General features: G+C 42.7%; 22 protein-coding genes and 1 pseudogene. 13 read left to right on the top strand and 10 right to left on the bottom strand.

Annotated elements, in window-relative coordinates:
- Positions 1 to 198: 198 nt before the first annotated feature.
- Positions 199 to 1,203 carry a dipeptide epimerase gene (locus KUV50_RS14040; RefSeq protein ID WP_222580804.1) on the bottom strand — a complete coding sequence of 335 codons (1,005 nt, stop codon included), beginning with the start codon at positions 1,201 to 1,203 and terminating at the stop codon, positions 199 to 201.
- Positions 1,204 to 1,210: 7 nt separating this feature from the next.
- Complete coding sequence (locus tag KUV50_RS14035) at positions 1,211 to 1,999, bottom strand: GNAT family N-acetyltransferase (protein ID WP_222580803.1); 789 nt, start codon at positions 1,997 to 1,999, stop codon at positions 1,211 to 1,213.
- A 151-nt stretch (positions 2,000 to 2,150) separates the two neighbouring features.
- On the opposite strand from KUV50_RS14035, the gene KUV50_RS14030 reads away from it, so the two are divergent.
- The 13 genes and pseudogenes from KUV50_RS14030 (at position 2,151) to KUV50_RS13975 (ending at position 14,854) form a co-directional block, all read left to right on the top strand.
- Positions 2,151 to 3,452, top strand: a complete 1,302-nt coding sequence (locus tag KUV50_RS14030) for a cation:proton antiporter (protein ID WP_222580802.1) — start codon at positions 2,151 to 2,153, stop codon at positions 3,450 to 3,452.
- A gap of 485 nt (positions 3,453 to 3,937) precedes the next feature.
- Positions 3,938 to 4,282: a PadR family transcriptional regulator gene (locus KUV50_RS14025; RefSeq protein ID WP_222580801.1), complete on the top strand. Its 345-nt coding sequence runs from the start codon at positions 3,938 to 3,940 to the stop codon at positions 4,280 to 4,282.
- Entirely contained in the window at positions 4,275 to 4,913 is a 639-nt protein-coding gene (locus KUV50_RS19450) for a PspC domain-containing protein (protein ID WP_261395244.1), read from the top strand. The genes KUV50_RS14025 and KUV50_RS19450 overlap by 8 nt, the downstream gene beginning before the upstream one ends.
- Positions 4,914 to 5,139: 226 nt before the next feature.
- Positions 5,140 to 6,396 (top strand): hypothetical protein, encoded by a 1,257-nt coding sequence (locus KUV50_RS14015; RefSeq protein ID WP_222580800.1) that lies wholly within the window; start codon positions 5,140 to 5,142, stop codon positions 6,394 to 6,396.
- A 3-nt stretch (positions 6,397 to 6,399) separates the two neighbouring features.
- Positions 6,400 to 7,308 (top strand): hypothetical protein, encoded by a 909-nt coding sequence (locus KUV50_RS14010; protein WP_222580799.1) that lies wholly within the window; start codon positions 6,400 to 6,402, stop codon positions 7,306 to 7,308.
- 138 nt (positions 7,309 to 7,446) lie between these two features.
- Positions 7,447 to 7,788 (top strand): zinc ribbon domain-containing protein YjdM, encoded by a 342-nt coding sequence (locus KUV50_RS14005; RefSeq protein WP_222580798.1) that lies wholly within the window; start codon positions 7,447 to 7,449, stop codon positions 7,786 to 7,788.
- A 142-nt stretch (positions 7,789 to 7,930) separates the two neighbouring features.
- Positions 7,931 to 8,125, top strand: coding sequence for a cold-shock protein (locus KUV50_RS14000; RefSeq protein ID WP_222580797.1), 195 nt, complete (start codon positions 7,931 to 7,933; stop codon positions 8,123 to 8,125).
- Between the two features lie 219 nt (positions 8,126 to 8,344).
- Positions 8,345 to 9,547, top strand: a complete 1,203-nt coding sequence (locus KUV50_RS13995) for an NAD(P)/FAD-dependent oxidoreductase (RefSeq protein ID WP_222580796.1) — start codon at positions 8,345 to 8,347, stop codon at positions 9,545 to 9,547.
- A 153-nt stretch (positions 9,548 to 9,700) separates the two neighbouring features.
- Complete coding sequence (locus tag KUV50_RS13990; RefSeq protein ID WP_222580795.1) at positions 9,701 to 11,350, top strand: hypothetical protein; 1,650 nt, start codon at positions 9,701 to 9,703, stop codon at positions 11,348 to 11,350.
- Between the two features lie 383 nt (positions 11,351 to 11,733).
- Positions 11,734 to 13,143: a nucleoside hydrolase-like domain-containing protein gene (locus KUV50_RS13985; protein ID WP_410000062.1), complete on the top strand. Its 1,410-nt coding sequence runs from the start codon at positions 11,734 to 11,736 to the stop codon at positions 13,141 to 13,143.
- A 12-nt stretch (positions 13,144 to 13,155) separates the two neighbouring features.
- On the top strand, positions 13,156 to 14,292 hold the full coding sequence (gene pelA, locus KUV50_RS13980; RefSeq protein WP_222580793.1) for a pectate lyase: 1,137 nt from the start codon (positions 13,156 to 13,158) through the stop codon (positions 14,290 to 14,292).
- A gap of 56 nt (positions 14,293 to 14,348) precedes the next feature.
- A pseudogene (locus tag KUV50_RS19775) lies at positions 14,349 to 14,627 on the top strand (pectate lyase); the annotation flags it as partial.
- Positions 14,628 to 14,647: 20 nt separating this feature from the next.
- The gene (locus KUV50_RS13975; protein ID WP_222580792.1) at positions 14,648 to 14,854 is read left to right on the top strand and encodes a hypothetical protein; all 207 of its coding nucleotides are present in this window, start codon (positions 14,648 to 14,650) and stop codon (positions 14,852 to 14,854) included.
- Between the two features lie 285 nt (positions 14,855 to 15,139).
- On the opposite strand, the gene KUV50_RS13970 is transcribed toward KUV50_RS13975, so the two are convergent.
- The 8 genes from KUV50_RS13970 to KUV50_RS13935 all read right to left on the bottom strand — a co-directional run bounded on the left by KUV50_RS13970 (position 15,140) and on the right by KUV50_RS13935 (position 22,400).
- Positions 15,140 to 16,213, bottom strand: coding sequence for a DUF3667 domain-containing protein (locus tag KUV50_RS13970; RefSeq protein WP_222580791.1), 1,074 nt, complete (start codon positions 16,211 to 16,213; stop codon positions 15,140 to 15,142).
- Positions 16,214 to 16,457: 244 nt separating this feature from the next.
- Positions 16,458 to 17,225 carry an SDR family NAD(P)-dependent oxidoreductase gene (locus KUV50_RS13965; RefSeq protein ID WP_410000060.1) on the bottom strand — a complete coding sequence of 256 codons (768 nt, stop codon included), beginning with the start codon at positions 17,223 to 17,225 and terminating at the stop codon, positions 16,458 to 16,460.
- A 101-nt stretch (positions 17,226 to 17,326) separates the two neighbouring features.
- Entirely contained in the window at positions 17,327 to 18,955 is a 1,629-nt protein-coding gene (locus tag KUV50_RS13960; RefSeq protein ID WP_315899982.1) for an altronate dehydratase family protein, read from the bottom strand.
- Between the two features lie 75 nt (positions 18,956 to 19,030).
- Positions 19,031 to 19,816, bottom strand: a complete 786-nt coding sequence (locus KUV50_RS13955; protein WP_222580789.1) for an SDR family oxidoreductase — start codon at positions 19,814 to 19,816, stop codon at positions 19,031 to 19,033.
- Between the two features lie 41 nt (positions 19,817 to 19,857).
- On the bottom strand, positions 19,858 to 20,688 hold the full coding sequence (locus KUV50_RS13950) for an amidohydrolase family protein (RefSeq protein WP_222580788.1): 831 nt from the start codon (positions 20,686 to 20,688) through the stop codon (positions 19,858 to 19,860).
- 6 nt (positions 20,689 to 20,694) lie between these two features.
- Positions 20,695 to 21,042 (bottom strand): L-rhamnose mutarotase, encoded by a 348-nt coding sequence (locus KUV50_RS13945; RefSeq protein ID WP_222580787.1) that lies wholly within the window; start codon positions 21,040 to 21,042, stop codon positions 20,695 to 20,697.
- Positions 21,043 to 21,053: 11 nt separating this feature from the next.
- Positions 21,054 to 21,905 carry a fumarylacetoacetate hydrolase family protein gene (locus KUV50_RS13940; RefSeq protein ID WP_222580786.1) on the bottom strand — a complete coding sequence of 284 codons (852 nt, stop codon included), beginning with the start codon at positions 21,903 to 21,905 and terminating at the stop codon, positions 21,054 to 21,056.
- Between the two features lie 168 nt (positions 21,906 to 22,073).
- Positions 22,074 to 22,400 (bottom strand): hypothetical protein, encoded by a 327-nt coding sequence (locus KUV50_RS13935; RefSeq protein ID WP_222580785.1) that lies wholly within the window; start codon positions 22,398 to 22,400, stop codon positions 22,074 to 22,076.
- Positions 22,401 to 22,507 lie beyond the last annotated feature (107 nt).

The raw sequence follows: 22,507 nt of genomic DNA, 5'->3' as shown, positions 1-22,507 counted from the left end.
TGAAGCACTTTCCTCCACAACAAGTTGGGGTGCTTGCTTAGCGCTCCAAATGTAGATTCTAAGCAGACCTGCAGCGCAGGTCCAAATATACTTGCGACGGTTATGGTCAAAATATCGACCTCCGAGAGGCTGTAATGTGCCCTTGGACATTGCTATTTCTCCAAAGTCGAAGCGGATTTCCAACGCATACTGCGAAAATCAGGGAATAATCTCAAACTCTTTCCCCAATCCACTGTCCTCAGTTAGTTTTATAATTCCCTGCTCCACATACTTTTCATTCCCAAAGTCAGACCGAATCAAATACTCTCCATCGAGATCCAGATAATCAAAATGAGAAGCTAAGTGCGCCATGGCTCCGATACCTACGGAAGATTCCGTCATACAACCCGCCATAAGCTCAAGCCCCAAACGTTTGGCTTTCTGAATCAAGGCCAGTGCAGGTGTGATGCCACCGCATTTCTGTAATTTGATATTCACCACCTGGTAAATTTTGGCAATTGACTCCAGATCACCGATCCCCTGAAGACTTTCGTCAGCAGCTAGTGGTATGGTAGTGTCTATTCCCTCCAATTCATACTCCGCTTCCCGAGGTACTGGTTGTTCAACCAGGTCCACCCTGTTCGTTTGCAATTGAGGCAACCGGCCCAAAAAGTCAGTCACCGTCCATCCACTGTTCGCATCAATCCGCAATGGCCCATGGTAGTGGTATCGAATCTCTTCGAGCAGATCCATATCTCCTTCGAATCCCATCTTCAATTTTAGCACAGGCCAGCCCCAGTTCAATTTCGTTTTCCAGTCATCCTGTGTGATGGTCAGACTGGAGGTAGCCGGAATCGTCAATGATCCACCTGTTTGTTTCCACACCGGTACGTCATGGATTCTGCCGTGTAAATCATAGAGGGCACAATCGATGGCCGACAATAAAAAAGAATCTGGATCTAACTTTTTACTTAATTCCAGGTGCAACTCCTCGGGTGTCCATCCATCGGAAAAGTGATCTAAAAAACTTAGGATTGCCTGTAGCTGCTTTTCTATAGCAGCTTCTTTTTTACCGTAGTAAGGGACAAAGCTCATCTCCCCATAACCCCGATGTTCACCCTGGCGCAGTTCGATTATAAAACTCGACCGCTGATAAAACGTCCCGTAGGATAATTTAAAGGGGAATACCAGCGGATAAGTGACTTTTATTCTTCTTCCTTCCACAGTCATTTCAATTTATTATTCTATCCAAATAAGCATTAGCATCTGGGGGTGTCATTTGCTTTAAACGATCCATTTCCAGTTTTTGATCATCGTTTTTACACCAAGCTTTTAGTTTTTTGACATCACTACTCCACACGTTCCCATCGGAAAATTCAACCCCCTTAAAGTCTCGGACTTTATAGAGGGAATGAGCTCCATAGCAGGTTCCCAGATAACAATAACGCAGCCCTTTCTCCTTACTGCGTCGTATGACTTCCAGCATCATGTATTTCCCAAGCGGCAGGTCCTGAAAATCTTCTAACTCAAAAAAACTATACCAATAATGTATGATTTCTTTGTTTTGAGAACTCAATACATAGCCCGCTGTCTTCCCCGCTATCTCAAATATGATAAGATGGGTCAGAAAAGGAGACTGCAACACATATTCCAGACGTGCTTTGGACATCTCTCCACCACGGAATCGCTCCCGGCTATAGCGTAGGCAGAAATTTAAAAAATCCGCTGACTGAACATTAAATTCTTCCAGGGGTATCCAATTAACCGACACGTCAAAATCTTCAAATTTCCGGGCTACTCGTCTGTTCTCGGATCCCATGCCAAACTTCGCCAAGTTAACTCGAAGACTTCTGGCTTTGTAATACAGAAAATGATCCAACTCCAAATTCCCCGTGTAAGGCAAAAATCCGGCTTCATACGTTTCTGTCATTTTATTTCGGTTTTGAAACACGACATAAGGCGCGTAGGAAAAAGTGTAAGAATCATAATCTTTCACATATTCGGAAAATATCAGTTTCATAGTGTGACCTGTGGAATTATTTAAATGGGCCAAGATAAAAAATCCCGACATCAATACTTGATCAACCCGACCGGAAGTTACTTGCCACGTGATGTATTTCGCTTTTTGTACTATCTTAGTGGTAGATTTCAGTAAATTGAATATCAAATATATGATTGCAAGCATATTTGCCCTCGCCGCAGGAATTGACTTATCCAATCCATACATTCTTCTTAGTGGAGCATGTATCATATTGATTCTCAGCTACTTCTTCAACAGATTGTCGGATCGCACAAACGTACCTTCAGTGATACTACTCATTATCACAGGGATCTTAGTACGGTTTGGGATCGAACAAGCTCATTATGACATGCCCAATCTCATGCCCTATCTGGAGATACTGGGAATAGTGGGACTGATCATGATCGTTCTGGAAGCCGCATTGGACCTTCAACTTACCCGGGAAAAATACCCCATGATAGGCCGGACAGTGATCGTAGCTACCACTTGTCTGATTGCGACCACCTTTGCAGTAGCCTGGTTTTTGAAAAGCCAGCTCGATATTACCTTTGGAATTGCATTTTTGTATGCCACGCCATTGTGTGTCATGTCCAGTTCGATCATCATACCAAGTGTCACAGGTTTATTGCAGGACAAGAAGGAATTTATGATTTATGAGGCAGCTTTTTCAGACATACTGGGTATTTTGCTGTTTTATTTTGTCATATCCTTTCTGGAAGAGGGCGGGATGGTAGCCACCTCGCAATTTTTTGTGAGTCTTATTTTGACGATATTGGTTTCACTGATAGCCACCGCGATCCTGATATATCTTTTCAAAGATCTTAAAAGCCAAACCAAGCTTTTTTTATTGACAGCTAACTTGGTCCTGTTGTACAGCTTGGGTAAGCTTTTTCACCTGTCTCCCCTGATTATTATCATGGTATTTGGAATGGCCCTGGCGAACCATGGCAAATTTAAAAGTTTGCTCAACCGTTATGGGGTTGGTACGGAGAGTATTGAAAAAATTGAAAAAGAATTTCATCTAATCACGCTGGAGTCCGCTTTTCTGGTTCGGACCTTCTTTTTCGTCGTTTTCGGGATGACGATCGATGTGGGAAATTTGTTGAACTTGGAAGTTTTTCTTATCAGCCTGGCTGTCGTGGCTTGTATATTTATCTTCCGGGCGATCATGTTGCATTTCTTTGCCCGCGAAAATTTTACGCCGGAATTATACATTGCCCCCCGTGGATTGGTGACTATTCTGTTGTTCTTCCAGATTCCAGATGAATTCATCAGTTCTGAAGTAAAACCAGGAATTCTGCTTTATGTAATCATCCTAACCAGTTTGGTGATGACCTATTACCTTATTAAAGACAAAATGAAACGCGACCAGCAAAACGGGAATGGAGGGGCAGAAGAAAAAGTGAAGGTAAGTACGCAAGAACCCGAACTCAATCCGGTGGATGTGGCGTGATTAATTTTCCATTAGTCGTTTGTGCCCCGTGCCTTTAGGCCGGGGAATGGTGCATCTCCCGGGATCTGGCTTTACCCGTTAATCATTTCCCGGTAAGGGCTAAAGCCCGAATCTTTGTTTATCTATTATAACCCCAGGCTAAAGCTCTGGGGCTAAATGACTTTCAGAACCAGAATGAGTCCATAAATCAATACCATCCCAGGCTAACCGCGTGCGCTAAAGCTATAGCGGTGGCGCAAGCTGTGGGGCTAAACTCTTCATTTCATAATCATCCCTTTTGGTTGAGTAATTGCGATGTATTTTGCCCCGTGCCTTTAGGCCGGGAAAAGGCCTGAACATAGTTACTTTCTTCATCGGTCTAATCTTTCTTTTTATCGATCAGATTTCTTCACTCATCTAAATTACCTTCCATTAACAGGTATTATGCTTTGCAAAGTACTATATCCATTGTATATTTACCATCGTAATCAAAACAATCTTTCGTTATGAAGGTAGAAAACATCAAAGCACAAATGAGGAAAGGAGTGCTCGAACTGTGTGTACTCGGACTCCTGTCCAAAGAAACCATGTATCCTTCCGATATAATTCAAAACTTGAAAAAAAATGATCTGATCGTCGTCGAAGGAACAATGTATCCTCTGCTGAACCGATTGAAGCGGGATGGGTACCTGTCCTATAACTGGGTGGAATCGAGCTCCGGCCCACCCCGGAAATATTACGAAATTACCCCGAAAGGAAATGACCTCAAAGAAGAACTCACTAAAGCCTGGGAGAACCTGGCTCAAACCGTCAATTTTTCAAATTCAATAAATACTACGAACAATGAATAAGATCGAATACATTAACCTTGGAGGAATACCATTAGCGATCGATATGGACGCATCTCAAAGACTGCAGGATTATCTCTACGAATTGGACGATTATTTTGGCAAATCTGATTACGCCGATGAAATCATCCGCGATATTGAACTGCGGTTGGCCGAACTGATCGAAGAGTCGATGGGTTCACGCAAAGTAGCAAATATGACCGATATCGAAAAGAGTATTGCGATCATGGGAAGACCTGATCAATTTGAGCAACCCGATCGTGATGAACCAGGGGAAACTTATGCCGGAAATAAAGAAAGCGCCTCCTACCGGAGAAAGCTATACAGAGACCCTGAAAATAAAGTCATCGCCGGCGTATGCAGTGGAATAGCAGCATATTTTGACATTGATGACCCCATCTGGGTCAGACTTGCCTTTGCCATTATTTTCTTTACTGCTGGTGCTGGTGTTTTACTTTATATCATTCTATGGATCGTAATGCCCAAAGCCCGGACTTCCATTGATCGGCTCCGCATGAAAGGCCAACCAATCGATCTGGAAAATATCGAACGAATGATGGAAAGCGGTATTGACCACATCTCCGATTTTGCTGATAAGGTCAGCGATAAAATAAAGCGTAAAAACCGGTGGTAAAAACATTATCCCATACCGGAATCCTCCTTCAAGTACCATAATTGAAGAGTTTTGATGAATACAAATGTTCAGAATTTGAATGATCAATATTTCCTAAAATAATATACTTCGGCTAATAATAAATTAAAAATTAGTATATTAGGTCATCATCACCGCTGGAAACGCAAACCAAATCGGCTTCCACTTTTATGGTTTTCCATTCTGGCCAACACCTAATATACTTCGAATGATCAGAAAATTTCCCATAGTAATTTTACTGCTCTTGTTTCCTTTCATTTCTCAAACCCAAAATGAAATTGAAGTCGTATACGATGACCACAGCCGCAGTATAAAAGTGAATCCGGCGCAGAAAGTCATCGAAGCCGGTAAGCAATACCGTCTTAAAATTACTTCTATTAACCCGGTCTATATTCAGGATCGGATCTACATCAGAAGTTATCGTTATATCTCTCCCACGCCGGAAATACTAGAACCGCTCCTGCCCGGGATCCCAGGAACGGATGTATTTGATCATTTTGAGGTTATACCTTCCGGGCAGCGTGAATTTTTCCTCAAATCTTTACAGTTTTTTAATGAACTGGAAGTGTTGCGCAGTGCGAGTGATGAATTGTACCAACGGACTCGTCACGCCCCCGATCCTGATTTTGCAAAAGAAACCCTGGAGCACATCCAATCTGTTTTCGATACCACGGAATTGCAGGATATCGTACGTCAAATCGCCTATTTTCAGGACTATATTCGAGCTGCTGAATCTATTTATAAGACCAATATTAAAAAAATAACACTTCGAACCCCCGATACTGATATTGTTTTGCGGGAATATGCCCGATTGACCCGCATAATGCAAAAGACCCAACAAATTAACTATATCCAATTACTGGATTATATTGTCCGATCCGTTCATGCGGTGGATAACATTTATTCCGATGTTTTTACCGGTCAAAAGGATGTTACGGAAATCAGGCTGGGATTGTATGACCACTATATTAACGATACGATATATTCTGGAATTTTAAGGTTCCATACAGAACAAAACTGGCGTGTAAATTTTTCTTCTGGGCTATTTTATACGAATCTGCATACCAGAGATTACTATTTGAGAGAACGCACCGAGACCATAAATGATATCGTCGAAGAAACCAATTTTAAAGGGGATATTTCTGTCGGTGCTTTGTTGCATTTTTCATACAAGGTCAAAGCGAATGTAAGCATCGGCCCGGCCCTCGGTGCCTCGATATCGCCATTGGATGGAAAGATCCGCTACCTGGGTGGTTTGGGTACAATACTGGGAAAGAAAAGAATTTTCAGTATAAATGCCGGAATATCTATTGGTAAGCTGTCCGTCCTTTCGGGACAGATACCCATTGATCAAACGGGGCCTTATCTTCCCGCTAGTAGCACAAAAATCCCTCGGTATGCCCGGACTAAGGCAGGTTTTTTTGTTAGCCTGAGTTACAATCTCACACAATTTGGAAATCCATAGATTATGAAGAATCACATCATTATGGAGGCTTATCCGGATAAAATCCAGGCTCGTCTGGAAGCACGGAGCCGGCAACGAGCCCAGGGTATTCCCGGCTCAATCAATCATTTTGCCCGGGAATTGGTTTTTGAGGATTTAAAACTTTGGCGAGTAGGGGCATTAAAAGTCAGCTTTAAAGGAGGCGATAGCGACTTGCACACGCTCATAGCACAAACTGCCAGCAGCTGGTCTCAATGGGGAAATATTACTTTTGATTTTGGATGTAATGAAACGGAAGAAACGTGTCGGTTATGGCACGAACAGGATACAAGCCACATCAGGGTGGGTTTTGACCAGCCTGGATATTGGTCGTTAGTAGGCACGGACAGCACGGATCAAGCTATTGTAGGACCTGGTGAAATCACACTGAATTTATCTGGCTTCACTGAGGTTTTACCTGAAAACTGGAAAGGTATTGTGCTCCATGAATTTGGTCACGCTTTGGGATTTCATCATGAACATCAGACCCCTGCTTTGGAGTGTGATTTTGATTGGAACAAGCTGTATGATTATCTGGGGGGGCCGCCAAATTACTGGCCCAAATGGAAAGTGGATCATAATCTTCGGCAGCTGCGCAATGGGGGACTATCCTTTTCTGCGCACGATGCCCAATCCATAATGCATTATAGCTTTCCCGCCTGGATGTTCGTTCAAGGCGAGAAATCTCCGTGCTTCACCTCAGAGAACACCTCGCTTTCTGAAATGGATAAAGAAATGATGGCTCTGGCCTACCCTTTTGATGAAGAACTGATAGCAGCTGTAGATGCTGAGCGAATCAACCACCTGCAAAGCTTAATTGCTTTCCAATCACCGGGCTCTTCAATACGGCAGTTTAACAAAAAACACTTGGCGTACTACCTGAGCATGAGCTAATCACCACATTGTCATTTCTTCCAATTCTTTCGTAGTAGAACTTATATTCTATCTTAGCGTTGAGATAGAACCACTATAGATCGCGTTCAAAAATCTGAAGCGCTATTTTTTTCTTAGAATTTAAAATACAAAATTACAATGTCTACACAAATGAAACCATGCCCGGTTTGTAAATCTCCTTATGGATATTCGACAGGAACCGAGCTTTATGCTTGTCCGGAGTGTGCCCATGAATGGAATCCGACCACGCAAATCGAAGAAGACACCCTCCGGGTATTGGACTCTAATGGCAATCAATTGCAAGACGGGGATTCGGTTATCATCGTAAAAAGTCTTCCCGTGAAAGGAGCTCCCAAGCCCATTAAGTCAGGTACGAAGATAAAAAACATACGATTAACAGACGGAGATCACAACATTGATTGCAAGATTCCCGGTTTTGGATCCATGGCTCTTAAATCAGAATTTGTCAAAAAAGCGTAATCGATGGGGGGAATTTCTGAGGTTAAAAATAAATAAAGTAATACAATATAAGACATTCCACGAAAATACGTCGTATCTTTAGGGCTTGGTAAGGCATATATACTTTATGTGCCATGTTTTTTAAAATTACAACAATTTAACAATGAGTATCGGAACAGTAAAATTTTTCAACAACAGTAAAGGATTCGGATTCATCACACCTGACGATGGTGGAAAGGATGTATTTGTACATGCTAATGATTTAGACGGCGTCTCTATTACTGAAGGCGACAAGGTCGAATATGATGTTGAAGAAGGAAAAAAAGGATTGAATGCAGTGAATGTCACTTTGATATAATACAACCATTCATTTTTAGAAAAATTACAGGCTCGTCATTCATTTGACGGGCCTGTATTTTTTAATTCTACATGGAAGTTTCATCAGTCCGGATTCCCTTAAGCAATAATCCAGAAATCGTGAATTGGTACTGCCCCTCCTTTAGGATTTTTTCATACGCCCCATTCAGTTTTTATTCGTTTTACAAATGTATTTCATCAAACAAAGCATCCTGTCAAGATGAGGACAGTTCACATCATTGGAGGCGGACCTGCTGGCCTGATGCTGGCAGCCCATTTGGATCCTAGCAAATATCGAGTTACTCTGTTCGAAAAGAAAAAAACAGTGGGACGAAAGTTTTTAGTTGCTGGGGAAGGCGGACTGAATTTGACCTACACGGCCTCTATAGAAGAACTCACGACACAATATTCCCCGGATGGATTCATAGACCCCATCCTTCGACAGTTCACCAATGATGATCTGAGAAACTGGCTGAACCTCATTGGGATTCCTTCTTTTATAGGGTCGAGTAGCCGCGTATTTCCGGATCTGAACTTAAAACCAATCGAAGTGCTCAACAAGATCCTAGATCACATTTCCACCAGAGGGATCGCATTTCAGTTGGACACACCATGGACGGGATGGAATACAAAAGGACAGCTGTGTTTTGAAGGATGTGAGGCTGTGGACTCTGATATCGTGGTGTTTGCACTGGGTGGATCCAGCTGGAAGGTGACCGGTTCTGACGGTAGATGGCGAACCACCTTTGAAGAACGCGGGGTCCACGTAGTCCCCTTTAGGGCAGCCAATTGTGCATTTGGCGTTGATTGGAATGGTGATTTTATAGCGGTGCATGAAGGGAAACCATTAAAGAATATTGCGTTGACTTACCAGGACCATTATTCGAAAGGAGAGCTGGTTATTTCAAATTTTGGCCTGGAGGGAAACGCTATTTACGCCCTGAGTCAAAAAATACAGCACACCCTGCTGACCGAAGAAAGCACAGTCATCCATTTGGATTTGAAGCCGACATTGACCATTCATGAATTAAGACAAAAATACGAAAACTCACATCGCACTAAGGTGACTGATATTTTAAAAAAGGATTTGAACCTGGACCGCACCGCCATTGGGCTATTAAAGCAATTCACCGATAAAGACACTTTTCTGGATCCCGATCGGCTTATAAAAACGATCAAAGCCGTCCCGGTTATTATCCATTCTGCGGATGAGCTCGATAAAGCCATTTCGACCTTGGGGGGTATTGCGTTGGATGAGGTTGATGCGCATTTCCAATTCAAGAAAATACCGGACACTTATGCCATTGGAGAAATGCTGGACTGGTATGCGCCCACCGGAGGATATTTATTGCAGGGCTGCTTTAGCATGGGTTTCGTATTGGCAAAGCACCTGAATGAGCTGGAGGTTGGGGAGGCAGAGTGAGCGGACAATTCGGTGCTTTTTGCAAGGTATTTACAATTGGAAATAGCATTTTTGAGCAATAACCTGAAAATTGTCGGTTAATCGTTCGACTTTCGAGTAAAACGAATATCTTGTCAATGTCATCTATTTAGTTCAACCTTTAACTCCCTCCCGATGAAATACAGGCTCGTGTTCTTACTTTTGCTCTTTGGTTTTTTAGATATACAGGGACAGACCAACACCTCGTCTGAAAATATCACAATCACCGCTAAAAGAAGTAAAACCAGGGTGCAGACCAATCAAAATGGTGAGCTTCAGATCAATGTATCTCCCGGGGATGCCCGTAAATTCAAAGCAGCTGGACGGGTTCATTACAGTAACTTTGGGGCGAAAGGTGACGGAAAAACCGATGATATAGATGCTATCGCTGCAACACATGCTTTTGCCAATCTGCATCACCTGGCTGTGAAAGCAGATGAAGGGGCCACCTACTACATTGGCGGTAAAGCCAGAACCGCGACCATCCAGACCGATACCGATTTTGGTACGGCAGCCTTTATCATTGATGATACCGATGTCGAGAATCGAAGTGCATCTGTTTTCAGGGTTCGATCCAGCCTTGAATCCTTTACTCCCGTGGGAATAACTTCTCTTAAAAGAGACCAGGACAAAATCAATGCCAATCTCCCGTCACCCTGTCTGATCACGGTCACCAATTCTCATAAAAGGCGGTATATTCGCTTTGGGCCAAACCAAAACGATGGATCACCCCAGACAGATATTTTTCTAGTGGACAAAGAGGGCTACATTGACCAAAACGCACCGATTATCTGGGACTTCGATCAGATCACAGAAATCACAGCCCTTCCTATTGATGAAAATAAACTTTACATCACCGGAGGTCATTTCACCACCATCGCCAATAAAGCAGAATCAAAATACACCTATTATAGTCGAAACATCTCGATCAGCCGATCGAATGTATTGGTGGATGGACTGGAACACGACATCATTGGCGAAGGAGACCATGGTGCACCTTATGGTGGTTTTATCACCATCCGGGACTGTGCTTTCGTTACGGTTAAGAACACCACACTGACCGGGCACAAAACCTACCGAACTATTGGTTCCGCAGGAAAACCCGTTTCCATGGGCAGTTACGATATTTCGGTCGGCCGTGCCGTCAACATATCCTTTGTGAACTGCAAACAGACCAATGATATTAACGACCGTACGTATTGGGGCATTATGGGATCCAATTACTGTAAAAATCTGGTATTTGAACAATGTACGTTCTCCCGATTTGATGCACACATGGGTGTGGCTAATGCCACCATCCGGAATTCAACTTTGGGCCACATGGGAATTAATGCTATCGGCAGCGGTGTTTTTATGGTGGAAAATTCCACCATCTATGGTAGTAGACTCATTAACCTGCGCTCAGACTATGGCAGTACCTGGCGGGGGGAGTTTATTATCCGCAACTGTACCTTCGTACCTGCCGGAGGACGTAGAACCAGCGCCAGCTTATTTGGTGGTTCCAACTCAGGTCAGCATGATTTTGGTTATACTTGTTACATGCCAGAGCGGATCACGATCGAAAATCTTAAAATCGATGACTCCAATCATCCGGACGATTATCAGGGTCCCGCAATTTTTGGAAATTTTAATCGTCAATTGACCGATAATTCTTACCGGGAGAAGTTCCCCTTTATTCTAACTAAAGAAGTCATTCTTCGAAATGTGACGACCACCAGCGGAAAGGACTTGAGGCTGAGTGATAACCCTTTTATGTTCAAAGATGTTCGGATTGATTCCAGGTAACTCGTATATTTTAAAGCAATTTATTTAATAAAATCGGGAGTTGCTTCAATAGACAAAGCGCGTATGACGTATTACTCCAAATTTACCATAAAATAATCCGACCTAAGCCGCTCTATTCACCACGTCAATCTGTTATGAACAAAAGAGGCAGTGCATCAATTGCTTAAATTTCAAAATGGGACATATTACATCGCCCAATTTTGGGTAACGTGACTTTTGCGGGATAACTTCATTACCCAAACAAACACTATTACTTAAGCTATCGCCGTTATACTGCAGTAGCATAAAGAACTATTTCTTTATACATATTTTAGCACACCTCTTAAATTAAATGATTCGTGGTTTTTCCCCGGTTAACTAAAATTATATTCTCACCGGTTCTTATTCTGGTTTTAAGTGCGTCACAAAACCTTCATGCCGAGCAGTTTCTAAAAAACAGAGTAATTGTCCTTACTGATATTGAAGCGGATCCGGATGACACGCAATCATTAATTCGATTGTTATTATATTCGAATCAAATTGATATAGAAGGAATTATTGCTACGACTTCTTGCTGGCTTACTTCAGCGGTGCACCCTGAATCCATTGAAAAAGTTATCCAAGCTTATGGTAAGGTGCAGCCAAACCTAATCAAGCATGAAGCTGGTTTTCCTGAGGCGAAAACACTATCGGCAATAGTCAAAGAAGGTTTACCAGAATATGGTATGAAGGGTGTCGGAGAAGGAATGGATTCCGAAGGTTCTGAATGGATTATTCAGGTTTTGGAAGAAGACGATGAGCGTCCGTTGTGGATATCAGTGTGGGGTGGTGTTAATACACATGCACAAGCTCTATTTAAAATAAAAAATACCAAAGAAGAAAAAGAAGCAGATCGGTTAATTTCAAAACTCCGGGTTTACACCATTTCGGATCAGGATGACAGTGGGATTTGGATCAGAAACAATTTCCCTGAATTGTTTTATATTGTCAGTCCGGGTGATCATTACAGCAGCGCCACCTGGACCGGAATCAATGCTTATGTCCGGGGCATTGACAACCACAGTATAAGCAACCAATGGATAGCACAAAACATTCAACAAAACCACGGTCCGCTCGGCGCAGCATACCCCGACGTAGCTTGGGGGGTAGAAGGGGACACCCCAGCTTTTTTGTCACTAACACCCAATGGTTTAAATCAACCAGAACATCCGGAATGGGGCAGCTGGGGTGGTCGCTATGAACTTTATAAGCCAGATTTTTCGAAGACCAAAGAAGGAGGTTCAAGAGTAACGATAGCACCAGAAACCAGACCGATCTGGACCAATGCCATAGATCATTATACACCATACCTTCCTAAAGAATACGGCCGTTCAGTGAAACAAGATACGGTTTCATTTCATAACGATAAGGTTACTTTATGGCGGTGGAGAGATGAATTTCAAAATGATTTTGCCGCGCGTATGGATTGGTGTATCCTATCGTATGAAGAAGCCAATCATCCGCCAGTTCCTGTCCTCAGTCATCCTGAAGAAATCTCCGTTAAATCGGGTGAAGGTTTTACGCTGGATGCTATCAACACGACCGACCCCGATGGTGATAGTTTTAGTTTTCTGTGGTTCAACTACCCGGAAGCTGGCACCCTAAACAAGCCCATAAACGTGAATGGAGCAGAGAATGTGTACAAGGCTTACTTCAAGGCCCCGGAAGTAACCAAAGAAGAAACGGCGCATTTCATATTAAAAGTAACGGATCGGGGTAAGCCTCGATTAACAAGATATAAAAGAATAGTCGTTACCATCTCCCCCAGATCTTAAGCGTATTGAGTGATGAAAAATGTTAAAATCCTGAAAATCAGAAAACTTTTTACATTGATAGCAATCCTTTTGATGTCAACAACTGGCTTCACACAGAATAAGCAGGCTACCCCTAAAGAATTACTAAATAAAAGATGGAAAGATGTGGCTACTAATATGCCAGCAGAATGGTACAATTCCAAGGAAGCGAAATTAGTGGCAGAAAATGTATTATTGAGCCAAAAAGAGATTGGTGGATGGGAGAAGAACAAACCTTATCATCATACCTTTTCTGAATCTGAAAGAGAACACTATATTAACAGTAAATCTGAAATTGGCGCCACATTCGACAATGGTGCGACGATAATGGAAATGAGGTTTCTTGCCAGAATGTATTCGCATATCAAAGATGACAGATATAAGCAATCTTTCCTAAAGGGATTGCAATATATTTTCACTGCACAATATAAAAATGGCGGATGGCCGCAATTCTATCCCGTTCGCCAGGGAAGTGTTGCCTATTCTGGTCACATTACCTACAACGATGATGCCATGGTCAATATCATGGAGTTTCTAAAGGAAATTTATACCAATGACGGGATTTATACTTCTTTAAAGATAAGCAATGATATAAAGCAAAACGCCCGGGAGGCCTTCAATAATGGAATTCGATGCATACTTGACACCCAGATCATCGTTAACGGGTCACCTACTGTCTGGTGTGCCCAGCACGATTCTGTGACACTAGCCCCGGCCAAAGCCCGCAGTTACGAACTTCCCTCCTTTAGTGGATCGGAATCGGCCGGAATCGTATTGTTATTAATGGATATTGAGCATCCTTCCGAAGAAATAAAAGCCGCGGTAAACGGCGCCGTAGAATGGTTTGAGACCAATAAGATTGAGGGCATAAGAATAGAAACAGTAACCTTGGATGACGGTCGGAAAGACAGAATTGTGTTAGAAGATGAAAATGCGCCGCCACATTGGGGTCGATTTTATGATTTGGAATCAAATGAAATCTTTTTCTGCAGCAGGGACGGCATCAAAAAAAAGTCGATGCGTGAAATTAGCTACGAGCGACGAAACGGGTATAGTTGGTATACACGGGCGCCGGAAAAAGTGCTGACACGATATCCCGACTGGAAAAATCAAACAGTACGGAAAAAATAAGGACTCTCCACAATTAAACCCGGTATCAGCGTGATTATTAAAATAAAACAATAAAAATGTCCTTTAAACACAGAGCTATAATAGCAACGCTATTCATCCTAGCCCTCTCCCTAATCAGTTTAAACGGCTATGCCCAACAACTCGCTTTTCCAACCGCTGAAGGATACGGTAGATATTCAAAAGGCGGACGAGGTGGGGATGTGTATGAGGTCACAAATTTAAATGATCGAGGCGAAGGAAGTTTAAGAGCTGCGGTTGAAGCTTCCGGCCCCCGGACCGTGGTTTTCAGGTTATCCGGGACGATCACACTTGAGAGTCCTTTGAAAATAAAGCATAGGTAGCGAATTCCTCTCTAATGTGTGGAATCATTGACACGCAGAAAGATGTAGGTGGATGGCCGGTTCTCAAAAGCGTACCGCCACCAAAAGATTCAGACCGTGATGGAATGCCTGACCAATGGGAAGAAATGAATACCCTGGACAAAAATAATCCGGATGATAGAAATAGAATGGCTTCGGATGGATTCACCATGCTGGAAAAATATCTAAACAGCATCAAATAACCATATCAATCATTTATAGTACACGTTTAAAAATCACGCTACATTATTTTGGCACCTTCCACGCAATTTCCATGGCTTGTGATATATACATACCCAAATAAGAGTGAATATAGTCTTGGCTCGGAAGAGCCCATGTTTCCGATGGATATCCATTATTTGTTTCACAATCGGCATTTTTAACACCCTATCTGCAATCCCCGTTCAACCAATTTTGATTTCCACGTAAAACACGCTTTCAGAACAAAATTGATTATAATTCCTATCAAAGAGACGGACAATCACCAATTAATAAAATAGAAACGCATATAATCCCACCAGACCTGCCGTGATGGGCGTGATAATCAATGTAAATATTAAAATTATGGCCAGACTTTTAATTACTGACTTACTCCATCTTTGCCTATAAAATCGTTTTACTCCGACCAATAAATAGACAAGCGGTAAAATACTTAAAATCCAGGTAAGCCATTCAGGTAATACATTCAACCACCGGTTGAAACTGTACAATAAGCCGAAAATGACATAGACAAAGGAGAAATAATAAAAACTAAAAACCAGATGATGGACGTATCTGCCTTCACGGTAATAAAATCCCAGAAGCAACAATGCAAAAAGCGGTAAAAGAAAAAACATAGCCACAGGTATCGTATCAAAAAACCGCTGGTAAATAGCTCCCACTTCGTGCGTTCTGTACAACTTCAAAAGCTGTGCGTAAATTTTTCGGACAAAATATCCCGAATCTTCAGTGAGCCCCATGGCCCTAAGGATTTCCTCATCGGAGGCATCTGCGGCAATCAGCGAGTCTACCTTAGCAGAATTTATGACGATTCCAGGTATGGAACTATCCACAGAATATGCAGAATTTGGAACAACGATATGGTGGGTATCTCCTTCGATTATTGCTTCTAATTCTCGCGTTTTGCTCCGTGGTATAGAGACCTCATCCACTGAAACAACATCATCTCCATGTGTACTATCGGAAGGCACTTCAACCATTCCTTTCTCGAATGAAAATTCTTTTCTGACTTTTTCATCAAGAACTCCCCTGGAATCTCGTATAAAAAATGAAAAGAGAAAGAAAAATACGAAGGTCAGGAACAGAAACATGCGCGCAGGGTGTAGATACATCCTGCGCTTACCTGCTACAAATACTTGAGGCAAAAACCCCGGTCGAAACAACAATGGACCAATACTCCTAAAAAAACGGGCATCGATAGAAAAATAATTCTGAATAGTCGCTTTGAACAACACTCGGAGCGAAAGTTCTTCATCAGTCTGTTGGCCGCAGTTTGGACAGTAAATAAAATCTTCTTGTAGTTGCCGATTACAATTTTGACAAGTGGTTATATTGGAGTCCATAACGTATGTTATAACCCGATAAATATATGGAATGTCAAAGAAAATTTATTACCTAAATTCTAATACGCTGGTAGTTTTTTTTGATTAATATTCTTACGCGCCACTCTTCTGTGGAAGATGACACTAACGGATAGTCGTGGTAAACTGATTTTTCAAACTGTTTATACACCAGAAGCTATCATGGCGAATGCCTGGAGAATATATCACCCATTCAAAACCATTTTCAGTCTCTTCATTCTAAAATCTACAATCGAATAAAGCCACCATCGATCGGATAATCTGTGCCGGTCATAAAACCGGCTTTATCACTGCAGAGAAATAGAACAAGATCCGCAATTTCCTCTGGTTCTCCCATCCGTCCGATGGGTTGTGTCTTGGACAAATTCTCAAACATTTCCTGTTCTCGGCCGGGGTAATTATTCTTTATGTACCCATCTACAAAAGGGGTGTGGACACGTGCCGGTGAAACGGAATTGCATCGGATCCCATCATCTATAAAATCTTTGGCCACCTGGTAAGTCATCGCCAGCACAGCTCCTTTGCTGGCACTGTATGCAAATCGGTCCGGGATACCCAATGACGCCGCAATTGATGCCATGTTGACAATCGCCCCATTTTGTTGCTTCACCATGTGGGGCAATACGCTGTGCAGGCAATTGTACACCCCTTTGATATTTACCTGATAGATCCGATCTAAATCTGCTTCACTGGTCGACACCGCTGTGCCTATGTGCGCTACACCAGCGTTGTTGACAAGTACATCAATCCGTTCGCTTGAACGAATAATCTGTGCGACACACTCCTGTACATTATCTTGATTGGACACATCACATTGCAACGTGGTGATCCGATCAGAAAAACCCATTTCTTCCACTTTTTTCTGAGCAGTATCTTTATCGATTTCAAGCATAAACACTTGCCCCCCTTGGCGGGCAAACGCCTGCGATATAGCCCATCCAATACCACTGCCACCTCCGGTAATCACGATTGTTTTTTGATTGAATTCCATCAAGTAAAATTATATTGTAAAAATTTTAAACTTCTCTCTTTCTCCTTCTTTCTTTGAGCTTTCAGCTGCCCTACTTTGAGCTTTGAGCTTCCCTACTTTGAGCTTTATAAACTTACTCCTCGTTTCCAGGGAATAAAATCATCCTGATTCAGTAATTCTGCCTTGGTTCTTTTTTTACCACTGGCCACGTCGATAACGGTTTTCATCAAACCGGTCGCTACTTCCTCCAGTGAAGCGGTTCCATCGATTATAGGGCCGGTATTGTAGTCAATAATATCGGGCATATTATCAGCTAACTTTGTATTCGACGATATCTTAACCGTCGGTGCAACAGGATTCCCCGTCGGTGTCCCCAAACCGGTCGTAAACAGCAATACATTGGCCCCGCTCCCGGCCAGCCCAGTCGTTGATTCGACGTCATTTCCGGGTGTACAGAGTAAGCTCAAACCATCTTCCGTGACTTGTTCTGTGTAATCAAGCACGTCTTTTACCGGTGAACGACCGCCTTTCTGAGCTGCTCCGAGTGATTTGATCGCATCTGTAATCAATCCATCACGGATATTCCCCGGGGATGGATTCATGTCAAAACCACTACCGACTTCTTCAGCAGCCTGATTATATGACTTCATCAAGAAGGTAAATTTGTCAGCCAGTCGTTCATCAACCATACGATCTACCAGATCCTGTTCTGCGCCAAATAATTCAGGGAATTCAGATAAAAGCACCTTCCCACCCAACACGGATACAAAATCAGCTACCCGTCCTACCGATGGATTTGCAGAAATTCCTGAAAACCCATCACTACCTCCACATTCCATACCAAGAATGAGTTTGGATAATGGAGCAGGTTTTCGTTCAATCTTATTTGCTTTTTGGATCTCCCGAATCGTCTTCTCAAGCACTTTTCGAATCAGATCATCTACAGTGCGAAAGCTCTGTTGTTCAAATGCCAATAAAGGTTTATCAAAATCCGGGTTTGTCTCCTTGAGCAGGTCCATAAACAACTTAAGCTGAAGATGCTGACACCCCAGGCTCATGATAGTCACTCCAGCTACATTGGGATGGTTGGCATAACCGGCCAATAATTTACCCAATACTATACTGTCTTCTCTTGTTCCCCCACATCCACCCTCATGAGTCAGGAACTTAATTCCATCTATGTTTTTAAAAACCCTGTCTTTGGGGACTTTCTCTATCCCGTTTTTTGATCCCGGTTGAACGAGATTTCGAACAAAGCTTCTGTATTGATTGTCATTGGCGTAGCCCAGTTCAGTCAGCAAGGCATCCTTGATGATTTTGAGATTGTTGTTCTCACAAAATACCATGGGAATAAAAAGCCAATAATTCCGGGTACCAACGTCTCCATTGGATCGGTGATATCCATCAAAGGTTAACCCTTCAAAGACACTAACATCAGGTGGATTCCAGGAAACAGTTTCAACGGTACGCTTGTAATCTTCATTGCTGGCATGATGCAAGTTTTCGGTGGTCAGCAACCCGCCTTTCCGGACCGGTTCCGTCGTTTTACCCACCAATACACCATACATAATTACTTCATCACCTTCATCAAAGTCCCGAATAGCCAATTTATGCTTTGGCGGGATGTGGTCGATCAGCGATATTTCAGCACCATTTTGCTGAATAGTCATACCGGCAGGTAGTTTTTCCAAAGCCACCAGTACGTTATCCCGAGGATGTATCTGGAGAACTTTGCTTTTTTCTTTAATTTTCACGAATTCATTTTTAGGTAATTTTAAATTTGCCGGTATGATTTAATAACAATTAATATAGTGATAATTTTTTATATTCTAATGATAGGCCCGATCAAGGTGCGTATACCCGCCGTCTACGTACACAATTTGTCCCGTAGTATGACCGGAAACCATATTTGACAATAAAAATACAGTCATATTTGCAATTTCAGCTGCTGTCGTAAATCTTTTTTCAAAAGGGATTCGAGAAACGATCTCTTTGAGTCTTTCTTCCGGATTCGCCAGCGTATGAATCCACCGATCGTACAGTGGCGTCCACACCTCTGCGGGGATGACACAGTTCACCCGAATGGAATGTGCTGCAAGATCCACAGCCCATTCTCTGGTCAGTGCATTGATCGCACCTTTGGAGGCCGCGTAACCGGACGTACCTCCTTGTCCGGTATCGGCCACTTTCGATCCGATATTTACGATGCTTCCTTTCGATTCTTTCAATGCAGGCAGGGTCTTCTGCACCAAAGAATACACATGGACTACATTCTTTTGATAGCTTTCTACAAATTCATCCGCACTCCCCTGTTCCAGCCCGATTCCGTCATTGACGCCGGCATTATTCACCAGGCCATCCAATCTCCCATACTTTCCCAATACATAGGTCACCAACTCTTCCCGGCGATCATCATCTCGCAATTCGATCTGAAAAAAATCTGCATGTCCGGCCCGATCAGCCAGTTCAGCAATTTTTTTCTCGCCATCTTCTTTTTTTCGACCAGCAATGATTACCGTCGCCCCTTCATCGACAAGAACTTCTGTGATGGCTCCACCGATCCCTTTGGAACCGCCGGTGACGATAATCACTTTATCCGTTAGACCTAAATCCATTTGTTTTAATTTTAAATTTCTTTTTCAGCTCACATCGCATTTTATTCCAAATAGAACCGCCGGGCATTTCCACCCAGCACATTCTTCTGATCTTCTTCTGACCATCCATTGATGTAGTCTCTTATCCCTCCCAGCACATTTTCATAAGTACCAGCAACATTCAGTACCGGCCAATCCGACCCAAACATCAACCGATTCGCTGAAAAAGCGTCTGCGGTCACATCAAGATAGGGAGCAAGATCTTCCTGTTGCCATGTCTGCCAGTTGGCTTCTGTAATCATTCCTGACCATTTACACATCACATGTGGGTACTTACTAATTTCTTCCATCATGACTTTCCATCCTTTCCAAAGACCTGACCGAATATATGGCTTGGCCAAATGGTCAATAACAATCGGAGCTTCTCGAAACTGATCGATCAGCTCCAGTGCCACACCCAGCTGGTGCGGATAAATTAACAAATCATAGGCATATCCTCGTTCGAAAATCATCTCCAAGCCACGACGAAACCTGGGTCGCATCAAAAACAATGGATCTTGCTCTCCCTGAACAATATGACGAAATCCAACTAACTTTTCCCGATGCGCTAAAGCATCCAGCTGGGCTTCCAAATGATCACTCTGCAGGTCTACCCACCCGACCACACCATAAATAAAATCATATTCATTGGCTTGGTCCAGCAAAAAGTTAGTTTCTGTAATCGATTGATCAGCCTGTACCGCTATTGTCCCATCCACCCCGTTTTCTCTGAGAATGGGCGCCAGGTGTTCGGGCAAAAAATCACGCCGAATAACAGCCATAGAATCATCGATCCAATCATAAGTGTCTGGTGAATAAACCCAAAAATGCTGATGTGAATCAATTACTTCCATCTCATATTACTTGTTTAAAAAATTAGTTGAACTAAATATTTTTTCAGCCAACACCCACTTTTCACCCGGTTTACATCCAGGAATCGCTTGCTGATATTTCCACATCAATTTTTCCCATTCCTGTACGGTTTCATTTTCAGTATTAATCTGCATCTGACGTGAAAAAGAGAAAGTTTCATTGACCTCCATGACCATGGCCATACGGGATCCATACCGATAAATCTCCATGGATTCCACGCCGGCATCAGTCATGCTCCGAATGACTTCAGGCCAAATTTTTTTATGGTATTCCTCATATTCCCGGATGAGATCGGGGTCATCTACGAGGTCCAGCAGCAGGCAATAGCGTTTCATCTTATCATACTTTATTGGCCAGAATAAGCTTTCACGTGCTGTTTGCTACTTCCTAATCCGTCAATACCAAGTTCCATCACATCTCCAGGTTTTAAAAATGTCGGTGGATTAAGTCCCAATCCGACGCCGGCTGGTGTTCCTGTTGAAATAATATCACCGGGTTCCAAAGTCATGAACTGACTCAGGTAATGGATAATGTGTGGTATCTTAAAAATCAAATCTGCTGAAGTACCATCCTGGAGCTTTTTGCCATTGATCTTCAACCAGAGGTTGAGGTTGTTTACATCGCTGATTTCATCGGGTGTAGCTATCCACGGCCCGACCGGAGCGAAAGTGTCGCAACTTTTCCCCTTTACCCATTGTCCTCCACGTTCGATCTGAAAAGCGCGTTCACTAACATCGTTGTGCAATACATAACCAGCTACATGATTCATCGCTTCGGCCTCGGTCACATAGGATGCTTTTTTGCCAATAACCACCCCAAGTTCCACCTCCCAATCTGTTTTCTCACTACCCTTGGGAATGATAACATCATCGTACGGTCCCACCATAGAGCTCGTTGCCTTAAAGAAAATGACAGGTTCTTCCGGAGCATCCATCCCTGATTCCGCTGCATGATCTGCATAATTCAGACCAATACAGACTATTTTGCCCGGACGCGCCATCGGCACCCCCCAACGGACATCAGCATCCACCTCTTTCAAAGAATGCGCGTCGATTTTATCCTGAAGATCAGTTATACCATCAGAACCAAAAAAAGCCGTGTCGTAATCTTCAATTATATCACTTACATCGAAGCGCTTGCCATCAATAAGAATACCAGGTTTTTCCTCCCCAGGATTTCCATATCGGATAAGTTTCATACTATTGTACTTTGTTCGTTTTTTGATTTGATGTGCTAAATAATCAAAATAAATCGTTATTCCAATGATTATTATCAAAGAGATTTGATATATTTTTGATTATTTCACATTTCAATAATATCATTAACCTCCTATTCTTTCCCATCGCATGCAAAATCGATGGTTTTATCACTTACTATTCAAAGCATAAGTGAATAGACGGTCCGCCTCATCTTTTGAATAAAGACCCAGCATTCCTTGCTGGATCACGATTTCTTTGCCATTTCTCACTTGGATAAAGCGAAAACCGTGATTAATTGTCGTGGAATCCAATTGGAATGCGTACACAAACCCATTGGGTTCTTCGCGTACGAACTCTTTAAACAATGGATTTTGTTTGATTTCACTCTTATATTCGGCCACAGTTGAAGCCTCGTTTTTATATGCATCAGAGGAAAAAATTTGAATCCTGTAGCCATCCGCTCCCTGGAGCACGACGTCCCTTTGACTTCCCATATCTGAAGACGTTATATCAACACTATCAGGGGCTTGGATCTCAATGGGGATTCCGTAAGTCAACAAATCAATGTAAGTAAGGTTTTGCTTTTCTGATGAACAAGCCA

The organism is Membranihabitans marinus (genome assembly GCF_019802045.1).
GTDB classification, from domain to species: domain Bacteria; phylum Bacteroidota; class Bacteroidia; order Chitinophagales; family Saprospiraceae; genus Membranihabitans; species Membranihabitans marinus_A.
This window is presented reverse-complemented; position numbering and strand designations above follow the sequence as displayed.

Coding starts and splice junctions, on each gene's coding strand:
- KUV50_RS14035 (WP_222580803.1), bottom strand. CDS start 1,999: ATGAAACTGATATTTTCCGAATATGTGAAAGATTATGATTCTTACACT.
- KUV50_RS14030 (WP_222580802.1), top strand. CDS start 2,151: ATGATTGCAAGCATATTTGCCCTCGCCGCAGGAATTGACTTATCCAAT.
- KUV50_RS14025 (WP_222580801.1), top strand. CDS start 3,938: ATGAAGGTAGAAAACATCAAAGCACAAATGAGGAAAGGAGTGCTCGAA.
- KUV50_RS19450 (WP_261395244.1), top strand. CDS start 4,275: ATGAATAAGATCGAATACATTAACCTTGGAGGAATACCATTAGCGATC.
- KUV50_RS14015 (WP_222580800.1), top strand. CDS start 5,140: ATGATCAGAAAATTTCCCATAGTAATTTTACTGCTCTTGTTTCCTTTC.
- KUV50_RS14010 (WP_222580799.1), top strand. CDS start 6,400: ATGAAGAATCACATCATTATGGAGGCTTATCCGGATAAAATCCAGGCT.
- KUV50_RS14005 (WP_222580798.1), top strand. CDS start 7,447: ATGTCTACACAAATGAAACCATGCCCGGTTTGTAAATCTCCTTATGGA.
- KUV50_RS14000 (WP_222580797.1), top strand. CDS start 7,931: ATGAGTATCGGAACAGTAAAATTTTTCAACAACAGTAAAGGATTCGGA.
- KUV50_RS13995 (WP_222580796.1), top strand. CDS start 8,345: ATGAGGACAGTTCACATCATTGGAGGCGGACCTGCTGGCCTGATGCTG.
- KUV50_RS13990 (WP_222580795.1), top strand. CDS start 9,701: ATGAAATACAGGCTCGTGTTCTTACTTTTGCTCTTTGGTTTTTTAGAT.
- pelA (WP_222580793.1), top strand. CDS start 13,156: ATGAAAAATGTTAAAATCCTGAAAATCAGAAAACTTTTTACATTGATA.
- KUV50_RS13975 (WP_222580792.1), top strand. CDS start 14,648: ATGTGTGGAATCATTGACACGCAGAAAGATGTAGGTGGATGGCCGGTT.
- KUV50_RS13970 (WP_222580791.1), bottom strand. CDS start 16,213: ATGGACTCCAATATAACCACTTGTCAAAATTGTAATCGGCAACTACAA.
- KUV50_RS13955 (WP_222580789.1), bottom strand. CDS start 19,816: ATGGATTTAGGTCTAACGGATAAAGTGATTATCGTCACCGGCGGTTCC.
- KUV50_RS13950 (WP_222580788.1), bottom strand. CDS start 20,688: ATGGAAGTAATTGATTCACATCAGCATTTTTGGGTTTATTCACCAGAC.
- KUV50_RS13945 (WP_222580787.1), bottom strand. CDS start 21,042: ATGAAACGCTATTGCCTGCTGCTGGACCTCGTAGATGACCCCGATCTC.
- KUV50_RS13940 (WP_222580786.1), bottom strand. CDS start 21,905: ATGAAACTTATCCGATATGGAAATCCTGGGGAGGAAAAACCTGGTATT.
- KUV50_RS13935 (WP_222580785.1), bottom strand. CDS start 22,400: ATGGGAAGTCAAAGGGACGTCGTGCTCCAGGGAGCGGATGGCTACAGG.